This is a genomic window from Chloroflexus sp., assembly GCF_034434295.1.
GTDB lineage: Bacteria > Chloroflexota > Chloroflexia > Chloroflexales > Chloroflexaceae > Chloroflexus.
This window is the reverse complement of the sequence record NZ_DAOTZQ010000118.1, coordinates 1-12,867: the sequence shown is the minus strand read 5'-3', so window position 1 is coordinate 12,867 and position 12,867 is coordinate 1. Positions and strand designations below refer to the sequence as shown.

13 protein-coding genes are annotated in these 12,867 nt (G+C 54.4%); 9 read left to right on the top strand and 4 right to left on the bottom strand.

Going from position 1 to position 12,867, the window contains the following annotated elements; all coding sequences use genetic code 11:
* Positions 1 to 94: 94 nt before the first annotated feature.
* From VAE57_RS16010 to VAE57_RS15995, 4 genes are all read right to left on the bottom strand, one after another.
* Positions 95 to 529, bottom strand: coding sequence for a transposase (locus VAE57_RS16010; RefSeq protein ID WP_322822860.1), 435 nt, complete (start codon positions 527 to 529; stop codon positions 95 to 97).
* Positions 529 to 900, bottom strand: a complete 372-nt coding sequence (locus tag VAE57_RS16005; protein WP_322822859.1) for a transposase — start codon at positions 898 to 900, stop codon at positions 529 to 531. The genes VAE57_RS16010 and VAE57_RS16005 overlap by 1 nt, the downstream gene beginning before the upstream one ends.
* Before the next feature lie 581 nt (positions 901 to 1,481).
* Positions 1,482 to 2,783, bottom strand: coding sequence for a site-specific DNA-methyltransferase (locus tag VAE57_RS16000; protein ID WP_322822858.1), 1,302 nt, complete (start codon positions 2,781 to 2,783; stop codon positions 1,482 to 1,484).
* Between the two features lie 12 nt (positions 2,784 to 2,795).
* On the bottom strand, positions 2,796 to 3,683 hold the full coding sequence (locus VAE57_RS15995) for a bstEII (protein WP_322822857.1): 888 nt from the start codon (positions 3,681 to 3,683) through the stop codon (positions 2,796 to 2,798).
* A 1,243-nt stretch (positions 3,684 to 4,926) separates the two neighbouring features.
* Here VAE57_RS15995 and VAE57_RS15990 point away from each other — a divergent pair.
* From VAE57_RS15990 to VAE57_RS15950, 9 genes are all read left to right on the top strand, one after another.
* Positions 4,927 to 5,829, top strand: a complete 903-nt coding sequence (locus VAE57_RS15990; protein WP_322822856.1) for a homogentisate phytyltransferase — start codon at positions 4,927 to 4,929, stop codon at positions 5,827 to 5,829.
* Positions 5,829 to 6,749: a prenyltransferase gene (locus VAE57_RS15985; RefSeq protein WP_322822855.1), complete on the top strand. Its 921-nt coding sequence runs from the start codon at positions 5,829 to 5,831 to the stop codon at positions 6,747 to 6,749. The genes VAE57_RS15990 and VAE57_RS15985 overlap by 1 nt, the downstream gene beginning before the upstream one ends.
* Positions 6,750 to 6,969: 220 nt before the next feature.
* Complete coding sequence (locus VAE57_RS15980; RefSeq protein ID WP_322822854.1) at positions 6,970 to 8,475, top strand: Ppx/GppA phosphatase family protein; 1,506 nt, start codon at positions 6,970 to 6,972, stop codon at positions 8,473 to 8,475.
* A 49-nt stretch (positions 8,476 to 8,524) separates the two neighbouring features.
* Entirely contained in the window at positions 8,525 to 9,025 is a 501-nt protein-coding gene (nrdR, locus tag VAE57_RS15975; protein ID WP_322822853.1) for a transcriptional regulator NrdR, read from the top strand.
* A gap of 2 nt (positions 9,026 to 9,027) precedes the next feature.
* Positions 9,028 to 9,927: a restriction endonuclease gene (locus VAE57_RS15970; RefSeq protein ID WP_322822852.1), complete on the top strand. Its 900-nt coding sequence runs from the start codon at positions 9,028 to 9,030 to the stop codon at positions 9,925 to 9,927.
* A gap of 5 nt (positions 9,928 to 9,932) precedes the next feature.
* Positions 9,933 to 10,685: a 3-oxoacyl-[acyl-carrier-protein] reductase gene (fabG, locus tag VAE57_RS15965; protein WP_322822851.1), complete on the top strand. Its 753-nt coding sequence runs from the start codon at positions 9,933 to 9,935 to the stop codon at positions 10,683 to 10,685.
* The gene (accC, locus tag VAE57_RS15960; RefSeq protein WP_322822850.1) at positions 10,685 to 12,052 is read left to right on the top strand and encodes an acetyl-CoA carboxylase biotin carboxylase subunit; all 1,368 of its coding nucleotides are present in this window, start codon (positions 10,685 to 10,687) and stop codon (positions 12,050 to 12,052) included. Before fabG ends, accC begins: the two co-directional genes overlap by 1 nt.
* Positions 12,053 to 12,070: 18 nt before the next feature.
* A complete protein-coding gene (gene nusB, locus VAE57_RS15955; RefSeq protein ID WP_322822849.1) occupies positions 12,071 to 12,526 on the top strand; it encodes a transcription antitermination factor NusB in 456 nt (151 codons plus the stop codon).
* A gap of 30 nt (positions 12,527 to 12,556) precedes the next feature.
* Positions 12,557 to 12,805 carry an acyl carrier protein gene (locus VAE57_RS15950; RefSeq protein ID WP_322822848.1) on the top strand — a complete coding sequence of 83 codons (249 nt, stop codon included), beginning with the start codon at positions 12,557 to 12,559 and terminating at the stop codon, positions 12,803 to 12,805.
* Positions 12,806 to 12,867: the final 62 nt, after the last annotated feature.

Sequence of the window (12,867 nt, the reverse complement as noted above, 5' to 3'; positions counted from 1 at the left end):
ATGTTGTTCTCTCTTCATCGAAAACCTGTCGCCAGACTCAGTAACACGTTGAAAGTATTGGCTCATGTTCAAACTCGGTGCAATAAGGTAGAACTCATTTCACCATTCGGTCAACGCACCACAACATGATAGCGACGAGACACAACGCACGAGAGCGATGCAGATGACGGTCAGAGCGCACCACCAACCGACGGTACGTGTCCATCCACGCGACGCACCGCGCACCCTTCCAGCGGTGTTGATAGCGTGCGCCGGCACGCAGCGGACGCCCGCGCTTGGGCTGCTGACAGGTGCGCCGCTCACGCGGTGGAACGGTGGGTGTGATCCCACGCCGACGCAGGTCGTTGCGCAACGCTGCCCGGTCATCGGCGGTATCCGCCACCACGTCGGTTGGTCGCGGGCTGGGCCGACCGCGGTTGCGTGGCACCCGCATGGTCCGCACCGTCGCGTCAGCCAGGGTGCGTTCGTGCGGGTGTGCGCTCGCCACGTGCAGGCCGATAGGCACGCCGGTGCCATCGACCACGACCATCACCTTGGAGCCGTTGCCGACCGTCGTTGTGCCTCCGCCAGTACCCCTTGTTTCGCTGGAACGACGCTGCCGTCCAGCACCGCACGTGCCCATGCCAGCGTGCCGTCGGTATCGCGGCGGCGCAGGCGGGTGCGCCAACTGCGCTCCCACGTTCCATCGTGCGACCACGCGGGCCATCGTCGCCAGCAAGTGCTGGGGGACTCGTTCTCCGTTGGCAGGTCTGCCCAGGCACAGCCCGTGGGGAGCACAGCCACCATACCATTCCGTGTCCGGCGGTCGTCAGTGCGCGGACGACCCCGCGTGCGCTGTTGTTTCGGGATGCGCGGTTCGATCACCGCCCATTGGTCATCGGTGAGGTCATGGCTGCTCATACCGCTATGCTCGCACCAGCAGATATTTTTGAAATAGGTTCTAGAACTTAAAAAGCTGTGCGGTCTGCACTCAGACTGTCGTCCAGTCGCATAAACGTTTGCCAATCGCCAACGACAACAAATAATCCTGCTCCCAGGCTGCCGGTAGAGCAGCGAGGAGGATCGACGACCATCCGATGCCATTACGTGACGGATTAGTTGTCTTGCCCGCTTGGTATGTGCGTCTTGTGTAGCATGGAGTGCGGCAGCCATGCTGCCACACCAGCCATGCTCACGATCCGGTGTGTGTTTGCCGTTGACCCTACTGGTCACGGGAAGGTTAAATATGCTCGTTACGGTCATGGGGTTGGTCAGGAATGAATGAGATAACTTCTCGTAAATGTTTTTGAAAAAAGGTTCTAGTTTTCAGGCATATCTGATACCAGACCTCTCAGTTAGCAGGAACAGAACAACCGTCTAATGAAGCGCAGGAACAATTCATGTTACTTTGGGTATTCAGGCAGATCAATAGTTACACGCCAGCTTACTCCTGTATCCCATCTGTACTCAAGATGTACAGATGTCAATAGTACATATTGAAGCTACTTGATCCATTGCTCCCATTCGGTAACAATTTGATCTATTTCTCCCATGTAAGGTTCTGCTGCATAAAGAGCGAAGTTAGTTATCCGAAACAAATGTAGAGTTTGTTGTTTGGTTCTTCGCTTCAGATTACGAGTACCAACAAAATCACCCATAGGTTCGGTGCCATGAGCAAAACGGTACAACGTAGTTCTAATTGCCTCTGGACTGTTATCTATGCCAATCCATTGTCTCCCCAACTGTGATGCTACTTCCAATGTAGTTCCCGATCCAGAAAAACAATCAAGCACAATATCACCTTCATTAGATGAAGCACGGATAATCAATGTCAGTAAATCAGGATTCTTCTCTGTGGGATATCCGGTAATCTTGATATTTTGATTATGGGCATCCTTGAAATCTAACCATATATCTTGAACCGGCACACCCTCACTTTCGTCCAGGTATATTTTTCTGCGCGGATTTCCATTTGGCGACCAATAAATCTCCCCTCGTGCATCCATCTCATCAAGAGTCTGTGGGGTAAATTGCCAGTGTTTACCGGGTGGCGGTAGCATGCCACGCCAGGGTTTGCCAGTCTCGCCATTACGAACTCCAGGGGCATGAAGAGGAACTTTTTTGTACCTGCGTCCTGTTCCCTCTTCCACGTATTGATATTCTTTACGTGCAGCCTCCTCTGTCCATGCTTGCAAAGGGCGGTTCCAAACGTAGTTGTTTGACTTTGTATAGAACAGAATGTAATCAGATATGTTACCGTAGGTTCTCCGTGTATAGTTTTTAGGGTTACATTTCTTTCTCGTTATCCAGTTACGAAAGTTTGCTCTGCCAAAAATTTCATCCATAATGACTTTAATATGAAATGCCATATGTTCATCAAGATGCACGTAGATTGAACCATCATCAGCAAGTAACTCCCGGAGAAAGATGAGACGCTCACGCAGAAATTCAATGTAATGAGCGCCTGCAAGTAAGTCTTGATATGCGTCTTTTTGGGAGCGAGACTGGTAAACACTTCCTGTGGCGAAAGGGGGATCAATGTAAATGAGCCGCACTTTGCCATGTAGTGATTGGTCTTGCAGAAGTAATGGTAGAATGTAGAAGTTATCTCCGTAATAAAGAATATTCTGAGGGTCTTCCCCTGTCCAGATCGAACGAATTTCAGCCGGTCGAGTAGCGAGAATTTCCTTCTCGTCACGCTTTCCCTCATAGTGTAGTGATACTTCCAGAGAAGTATTTTGTGATTTTGTCTGGCACAGAGAGCCATTACCGTTCCATTTTGTACTGGGAACACCAGTCGACATTGTGTAATTCCTTTACTCAGATCGAAGCCATTCAAGGGTGAGACGTTCTGGAACCATTCGTAACGTCAATACCATTACTTTGTCAGGGTATCTTTCTTCAAGTCTGACATAATCATCCCACATCGAGCCTAACAATAAACCAGGTCCATCATTAAGGAGGATAATTTTGGTACCTAAATTGTGCGCCTGTGTATAACCAAGAATTTCAGCAATGACACTTTGGTATTGTCCAGGTCGATCGTCTTCTTGCGCACCACCTCGATCAGAATCGTATCGGGCCAACCCAATCGCCAACACATCATTCGTGTTACCATAGATTGCAAAATCGACTGGACGATTTGGGTTTGGGTAATCGAAGAAAATCGATCCCATCAGGATATCTTTACCAGCTCTCTCTGGTCCCTGAATTGTCAAATTCGGTAATCGAGTGCGAACCATTTCAAAGAAACGCTCTGTGAGATCATAGCCCTTCCTGCCACGATCCCTATACTCCCATAGAATCGCACATAACGCTTCGTCTGGCAATGGTCTGGAATTGTAGGCTTCCTGTACTTCCTGGATTGGCCTAAACTGGCCTCCAAATGTCTTAATGATCTCTGGTATACTTGTTTTCCTTTTCGTCATCTCTACGGGTGTGGATGGACTCACATATCTACGAAAGACTCTCAGAAGTTGAACTCGCATCCAGGTTTGCCTGATCTCACTAATTTGCTGGAGAAGTCGCTCCGACGACTCTGAACTCTTGATAAGTTGACCAAACAGAACTAATACGGGTTTGTAAAGTTCACAAGCGTAGGGCAAGATGTCAGGATAATACTCATTAGTAGAAAGAGTAATCCAATTGTGTGCGTCAGTCTTATAATCAGCAAAACGCTTGCGGCGATTAGATGAATTGCTCACTTAAGAATACTCCACTATATACTTCTCATCTAACGATTTATTTCATTACAATTCAAAAAGTCTTTCTGGCTTGTGATTATCTTGAATCTTGGCTATTATCTTGGGCAAATTGCTAACCTTATTTGCTGCCGGCCACACAAGTTGTTTTTATACTCTGCTATAATTATACTCCGGCGGAAACACTTGTCAAAATGAGCGTAAAAATGCCGGAAAAGAAACTCACCAATCGTCTCTGGAATACCATCCGTCAGTCTCTATATTCTGGTCTACACTCGAAAAAGTGGTCGCTATTGGTACGAACACTTTGTCCACTTTCATCAAGTGTACCATCCTTACCGATCAAGCTAACCGTTGGATCGGAGCTTCAGCATCCTGGTAGTAGACAAAGCACAATACTGAGCATGTGCTATCAATGATACTATATATTATGTTTCAAGAAACTGTGCTGTTGTGTTACTAGATGGTCATACAAGCGTATGAACGTTTGCCAATCGCCAACGACAACAAATAATCCTGCTCCCAGGCTGCCGGTAGAGCAGCGAGGAGGGCCGACGACCATCCGATACCATTACGTGCCGGATTAGTTGTCTTGCCTGCTTGGTATGTGCGTCTCGTGTAGCATGGAGTGCGGCAGCCATGCTGCCACACCAGCCATGCTCACGATCCGGTGCGAGGTTTGTCAGTGACCCTACTGGTCACCGTGAGGCTGAATGTGCTCGTTACGGTCATGGGGTTGGTCAGGAATGAAATAAGATGACCCAAGTTGCAACCTTTGTCACCACAAAGACACGGAGGGCACAGAGGATGTGTACAACTCGGGTTGCTACCATGAGGCGTGACGGAGCACGTCCGTGGGGACTGGCTGCTCCCCACATCGTGCATGCGGTTACGCCATACAGGGTAGAGGGCAAGGTCGTGCTGTTCATCCTGGCAGTCATCCTCCTTGGTCTGCTCACAGCAATAAGTGGTAACTTGAGTTAGGATAACTTCTGGTAGATGTTTTTGAAATAGGTCCTAAAAAGACGATGGCGATCCCTGCGCAGTTCAGCAAGGGTATCTTGGACAAACGATAGGCGTCTGGTAATGAAGTGACCAGGCTCATCGATCGCTCGCCCCTTCTACTCTCTATTGACGATGTTTCTTCTTCAGCGTATGATAGAGATAGCCGAATCTTTAGATTTCAAGTTTTTATCTAAAACATTATTCGTTCGGTTTGCAACTGAACGAACACGACGGTTCTCGCATGCGCAAACAGCTACACCTGCTCATCGAATTCGCTCGTCCCCACACTGTCATTGCTACCAGCGTTCAGGTTTTGACAATGCTGATCATCGTGATCGGCTGGCACCCTCCAACGCTCGAACTGGTGGGATTGGTCGGGGTGACGCTCGTTGTCTGTCTGGCACTCAATCTCTACGTGGTCGGTGTGAATCAACTGACCGATGTGGCGATTGATCGGATCAACAAGCCATGGCTACCGGTTGCTGCCGGTCGGCTTTCATCGGATGCTGCGCAACGTATTGTTAGCATTGCCCTGTTTGTTGCCCTGACCGGTGCGGCTATGCTCGGCCCACCGCTCTGGTGGACGGTGAGTATCATCGCGCTGATCGGTTCTCTCTATTCGCTCCCCCCACTGCGCTTGAAGCGTCACCCCCTCGCTGCGGCCCTCAGTATTGCCGGTGCCCGCGGAGTCATTGCCAATCTCGGCCTGGCCTTCCACTATCAGTACTGGTTAGATAGCGAATTGCCGATCACGACCCTGATCCTGATGGCAATCTTCTTTTTCGGTTTCGCTATGGTGATTGCGCTCTACAGAGACCTGCCCGATGATCGCGGTGATCGGTTGTATCAGATCGAGACCCTGACCACGCGACTCGGCCCGCAGCGGGTGCTGCACCTGGGCAGAGTCTTGCTCACCGCCTGTTATCTGCTTCCGATTGCCGTTGGCCTCTCGTCGCTGCCGGCCTTTGCCGCCGCGTTTCTGGCTCTCAGTCATGCGGTCGTTATCATCGTTTTCTGGCTGGTCAGTATGCGCGTTGATCTGCAACAGCAGCAATCGATTGCCAGTTTTTACATGTTTCTGTGGGGTATTTTTTATACCGAATTTGCCCTGCTTAGCATTTACCGTCTGACGTATACCCTCTGATGATGAGATGGCTTCACCCGATCCTGGCGCTGATCCGGCTTGGCCGCCCCCTGCATCTCATCGGTGGCGCGATCTTCTACGGGGTGGGCGTCGCTGCTGCTGGTATTCCCATCACCGACCCCGGTCTGGCATTTCTCGGTCTGGCGGCCACCCTGAGTGCGCAGTTGATGAACCACTACAGCAACGATTACTTCGACCACGAGGCCGACCGGGCCAATCCTACCCCAACCAACTGGTCGGGCGGGAGCCGGGTCTTGCCAGAGGGTCATCTGCCGGCGCATGCAGCGCTGATCGCCGCCATTGGCTGGGGGTGTATCGCCCTGTTGCTGGCTACGCTCAGCACCCTCTCGGCACCCCAACCACTCCTGTCCGGCACGCTGTTCGCCCTTGCCATCGCTCTGGCCTGGGTCTACAGCGGCCCGCCACTCTACCTGCATCGGCGCGGCTGGGGCGAAGTGGTTGGGGCGTTGCTGGTGCCGGGCGGAACCGCTCTGGTCGGCTTCAGTTTACAAACCGGTACGCTCCGCCTGTCTATCCTCTTATCCGTCATCCCGCTCTGCTTGCTCCAGTTCGCGATGCTGATTGCCGTCAGTCTGCCCGATGTCGCCGGTGATCGAGCGGTCGGCAAACGCACGCTGGCCGTGATCTTCGGCCCCCGACGGGCAGCGCAATGGCAAAGCTACGCCATCGGTGCGGCGCTGATCAGCCTGCCACTGCTGTCCTTCGCTGGCCTACCACCACTTGTTGCCGCAGCACCGCTCGCCACTGCACCAATCGGGCTATGGCTGATCGCACGTCTTCGCCGCAACGCCTGGGCCGATCCCACCGCCTGGAATAGCCTCGGCTTCTGGAGTATCGGTCAGCTTGTTGGCAGTGCCGGCATGATGCTGCTGACCTGGCTCGGTGTGGGAAGTGGATGACTCAATCAACGCCATAGTTGCGTTCATACAATCACAGCGGCACAGAGAACACAGAGGTGCGCAGGTGCTGGTCAGGGCATCAGGCATCTCCAGGACGTATGTTCCGCCTCAGTTGAACACTGCCAGCAGTATCGCTCTAGTGACACTCTCCTCGCCCTTTACCACCAGCAGTTTCGTGTATACTTATCCTTGATATGACAACACTCACAGGATCAATCCTATGCAAAAACTTGGTGTGATCGATCTCGGTTCCAATACCACTCGTCTGATTGTGATGGCGTATGAACCGGGGCGCTGTTTTCGCCTGACCGACGAAGTGAGCGAGACTGTCCGTCTGGCCGAGGGCATTGGCCCCTCTCGCATGCTGCAACCGGCACCGATTCGGCGCGCCGTTGAAGCCCTGCGCATGTTCTATTCGCTCTGTGTCTCAACCGGCGTTGATCACGTGATTGCGGTCGGCACCAGTGCCATCCGCGAAGCGGCGAACCAGACTGATTTCTGGGCAGCGTTGCGCACTGCGACCCCGCTCGATCTGCGCATTATCTCTGCCGAAGAAGAGGCGTATTTCGGCTACCTCGGTGCGATCAATGCCTTGCCGATCCAGCATGGTGCACTCTTTGATACCGGCGGTGGTTCGACCCAGGTAATGGCGGTGGCTGACCGGGCACTGACGCGGAGTTTTTCGGTGCAGGCCGGCGTGGTGCGCTTCACCGAGCAGTTCGTACAGAGCGATTCGATCAGTCGCACCGATCTGCGGCGGCTGCGTGCGGCTGCGCGTGATGCCTTCGCTCCCCTCGACTGGCTGCCCGATCTAAGCAATGGCCGTTTGGGTGGGATCGGTGGGACGGTACGCCAGTTGGCCCGCATCGATCAGAAACAGCGTGCCTACCCGCTTGAACGAGTCCACGGCTATCAGCTCACCCGCGAGGCGGTAGAGCGTATTACCGAAGAACTCGCCCGCCGTTCCCGTCGCGAACGATTGCAAATTCCCGGTATGAAGGAAGAACGGGCCGATGTAACACTGGCCGGTGCCGTGATTATCGCGGCTCTGATGGATCGCGGCAACTTCCCGTACCTGCTGGTCAGCGGTCAGGGCGTGCGCGAAGGCATCTTCTACCAGCACTTTCTGGCCGATCAACCGCAGCCCCTGCTGAGCGAACCACGACAGTTCAGTGTGCTCAATCTGGCCCGGCTGACCCATTACGAACCGGAACACTGCGCTCGCGTCGCTCACCTCAGCCTGTCGCTGTTCGACCAGTTGGCACCCCTGCACGGGTATGGCGCCTGGGAACGCGAACTGCTCGGCTACGCTGCGATCCTGCACGATATTGGCATCAGCGTCGGCTACTACGACCATCACAAGCACGGCGAGTATCTCATTCACAATGCCACCCTGCTCGGCTTCAGCCATCGCGAAATCGTGATCATCGCCAGCCTGGTACGCAACCATCGCAAAGGATGGGGCGATCTGACCGCCTACGCCCCCATTCTCGCCACCGACGACGAAACACGCATCGCCCGTCTGAGCGCCATGCTCCGCCTTGCCGAATACCTGGAACGGAGCAAGAGCCAGATCGTGCGTGATGTGCGCGTCCAGATCGGCGAAGAGATCGTGATTGATGTGATTGCCGACGGTGATGCCCACGTCGAAATTTGGGAAGCCTCACGCCGCAGCGGCCTGTTAAAACGCAGCTTTGGCCGCGAGGTGCAGATCAGAGCAACATGAGCCTGTGCTATAATGCCACATAGCAAGAAGTGAGGGATAGGCTACACGCATGCGGTGCCCGTTTTGCCATTTTGTCGAGACCGATGTTATCGATACGCGCAAACTGTACGACGGCGAGGTGATCCGTCGCCGTCGCCGCTGCCGTGCCTGCAGTCGCCGCTTCACCACCTACGAACGTATCGAGTCGGTCAGCCTAATGGTCGTCAAAAAAGATGGCACCCGTGAACCGTATGACCGCGAAAAGATTGCGCGCGGTGTGCGCACCGCCTGCTACCGTCGCCCGGTCTCGGCGGCGGCCATCGAACAACTGGTCAATGATGTCGAAACCGCTATCATGAACACCGACGAACACGAAATCAGTTCGCAGGCAATTGGTGACGCGGTGATGCAGCGCTTGCGCGATCTCGATGAAGTAGCCTATATCCGCTTCGCTTCAGTCTACCGTGCGTTTACCGACATTGGCAAGTTGCGCGAAGCTGTTGATGAACTCCTTGATCGAGAAGGTGTCCGCAATGGTCACCTCTCGCCAAAACCAGCAGAGGACTCATGAGTATGAGCGTCGAAACGACACCCCAGCCGGTGTCTGAACAGGAAGTCAACCCATCATTGCTCCAGCGTATTGCTCATTCGATACGATCCATCGAATGGACGCAAGTCTTGTTGGTCAGTATTCTGACCGCTATCGCCTGGTGTTCGCTGTTCCTGGCCAACAATATCTTGCAGATTCTGGCCGGTGTTGTACCGGTGATGGCCGGTATCTATCTGGGACGCAAGGTACGCGGTGAGTACCTGGCCAACGGCCTGGCCCTCGGCCTGCTAACCTTCCTCTTCGGCCTGGCGATTATGACCGGCTACGGCCTGGTTGGTGAAGCCGGGATGGCGCCGATGCCGGTTATTCAGCTCGATCCTGACCAGCCACCCGCACCGGCAACCCTGCTTGACCTCATTTCCATCTATTTTATCTTTTCAGCATTCGCATTGATCCCGTTTCCCGCTTTCGGAACGGTGATGTCTGGCCGTGCCGAAGAGCGCAACCGGCAGTTGCAGAGAGAGATTGCCGAGCGCGGCGGTCGTCTCGAACGTCCAGGCGTGGTGCGCACCCTCGAAGACCTGCAGGGTCTCTCGCTGCCTCAATTCGGTTCGTATGTGCTGAATCTCTTCCGCAAAAAGGGCTTCGAGTTCAAAGACTATCGCTTCATCGACAAAGATAAGCATCTCGATCTTGAGCTGACCTACGAGGGGGTAACTTACTTGCTGCGCTTATCGGTTGCCGACAAGGTGCGTCCAGGTACACTGGAAAGTCTGTTGCAGGACATGAAACGGGCCGGTATCCCGAAAGGATTAGTGATTACGTCAACCGAATTCACGCCTGATACAATCAAGGCGGCGAGTGGCCGGCGCAATGTGCTGATTATCGATGGGAAGACGTTATTTGCGATGGCAGAGGGGTAACACACATGCTGCTTGATTTGAGTGGGCGAGTCGCAATTGTCACCGGTGGCAGTCGTGGGATTGGCCGGGCGACGGCCGAGCGGTTGGCCGGCAGCGGTGCCGCTGTGGTCGTCAACTATCGCGGGAACGCAGCGGCTGCCGAAGCGACGGTGGCCGCCATCACTGCTGCCGGCGGCACCGCCATCACCGTGCAGGGTGACGTCAGTCAACCGGCAGATGTAGAGCAAATGGTCAAGACCACCCTTGAACGGTTTGGTCGGATCGACATTCTGGTCAACAATGCCGGCATTACCCGCGATACCTTGCTTCTCCGTATGAAGGAGAGTGATTTCGATGAGGTGATCGCCACCAATCTACGCGGGGTCTTTCTCTGCACCCGTGCTGTTCTCCGCCCGATGACCAAACAGCGCTTTGGTCGGATCATCAACATTACATCGGTGGTTGGATTGACCGGTAACGTTGGTCAGGCCAATTACGCTGCGGCAAAAGCCGGTATTCTCGGCTTCACCAAATCGACAGCCCGCGAGATGGCGAGTCGGGGGATTACCGTGAACGCCATTGCGCCGGGCTTCATCGAAACTGAGATGACCGAGGCGCTCAACGAAGAGGCGCGCAAGGCGATTCTGGCAACTATCCCGCTCGGTCGGTTTGGCCAGCCGGCTGAAGTTGCGGGACTTGTCTGTTTCCTGGCCTCTGATGCCGGCGCATATATCAGCGGTCAAACGCTGACTATCGACGGTGGAATGGTGATGTCCTGATGATTCGCAAAGTATTAGTAGCCAACCGCGGTGAAATTGCTGTACGTATCATTCGGGCCTGTCAGGAGTTGGGCATTCGCACGGTAGCCGCCTATAGCACTGCCGACCGCGACTCGCTGGCCGTTCGTCTGGCTGATGAGGCAGTGTGTATCGGTCCACCACCGGCAGCGAAGTCGTACCTCAATGCTCCCGCCCTCATCAGCGCTGCCCTCGTGTCGGGGTGTGATGCAATCCATCCCGGCTATGGCTTTCTCTCCGAAAACCCCTACTTTGCTGAAATGTGCGCCGATTGCAAACTGACCTTCATCGGTCCGCCGCCCGAACCGATCCGGCTGATGGGCGATAAGGCGATTGGGCGCGAAACAATGCGCAAAGCCGGCGTCCCGACCGTCCCTGGCTCTGATGGCGAAGTTCGCTCGCTCGAAGAGGCCATCGATATCGTCCGCCAGATCGGGTATCCGGTACTGCTCAAGCCCTCTGGCGGTGGTGGCGGTCGCGGCATGCGCGTCGCTTACGACGAAGCCGATCTCCAGCGCGCCTTCCCCACTGCGCGCGCCGAAGCCGAGGCAGCGTTCGGAAATGGTGCACTGTTGCTGGAAAAATACCTCACCCGCGTGCGCCACGTCGAAATCCAGGTTCTGGCCGACCAGTACGGTCATGCCATCCACCTCGGCGAACGCGACTGCTCGGCCCAACGTCGCCATCAGAAAATCGTTGAAGAGACACCGTCACCGGCAGTCACCCCTGAATTGCGCGAGCGGATGGGAGCCGATGCTGTGCGTGGTATCAAGTCAATTGGCTATGTGAATGCCGGCACGCTCGAATTCCTGCTCGATCAGGACGGCAACTACTACTTCATCGAAATGAACACCCGCATCCAGGTCGAACATCCCGTCACCGAACAGGTGACCGGAGTCGACCTTGTGCGCTGGCAGTTACTCATCGCTAGCGGCGAGCGCTTGACGCTGCGCCAGGAAGACATTAAAATAACGCGGCACGCAATCGAGTGTCGGATCAATGCCGAAGACCCGGAGCGTGACTTTTTACCGGCAAGTGGTGAAGTTGAGTTCTATTTACCGCCTGGCGGTCCTGGAGTTCGAGTCGACTCCCACCTCTATTCCGGGTACACACCACCCGGAACCTATGACTCATTACTGGCGAAAATTATTACAGTTGGCGACACACGCGATGAAGCGCTCAACCGCATGCGGCGGGCGCTCAACGAGTGTGTAATTACTGGTATTAAAACAACCATCCCGTTCCAGTTGGCGCTGATCGACGATCCGGAATTCCGGGCAGGTCGTATTCACACCGGTTACGTGGCAGAGCTGCTGCGCCAATGGAAAGAGACTCTCAACCCGGTATAAACCGATGACGGGATGCGTATGGGGAGGGCGAGATTGGCAAGTCAGCGGCATCGGGTACGGATCGTAGCCTTGCAGATCCTCTTTGAAGTTGATGAAACCGATCATGCGATTGATCAAGTGCTCGAGCGCCGGCTCGCTGGTGAACCAATGTCGCAGGAGAGTGCTGAATTTCTCCGGCGACTGGTGTTTGGCGCATGGGAGCATCGCTCGTATCTGGATCGGATCATCGAAGAGGCAGCACCAAACTGGCCGGTAGCACAAATGCCGGGGGTTGATAAGGCGGTGCTACGGATTGCCCTCTTCGAGCTCCTGATTGATGATGTCGAGCGCACACCGATAAAAGCTGTGATCAACGAGGCGGTCGAACTGGCGAAACAGTTCGGCAGCGACAATTCGAGCCGGTTTGTCAATGGCGTGCTCGGTACGGTGGTAACGCGCTACCTGGCCGACCGCGATGATACTGTTGAGGAATAGCCGTCTTTGAAAGGAGGGAATGTAACTCGTATGGCTTCGCCTGAGATGGAAGAGCGCCTGCGCAAGATTATTGTCGATCAGCTCGGTGTCGAGCCAAAGCAGGTTGTACCTTCGGCATCGTTCACCAAAGCCCTGAACGCCGACTCACTCGATCTGGTTGAACTGATTATGTCAATTGAAGAAGAGTTCGGTGTTGAGATTTCGGATGAAGAGGCCGAAAAGATTCAGACTGTCGCTGACGCGCTGAATTATCTCGAAACTCACCAGAGCAACGAGTAGCGGTGTCACCATATCTGCACCGTAGCACAGGCGAAAAGCCTGTGCTACGTTCGTTTTTGATA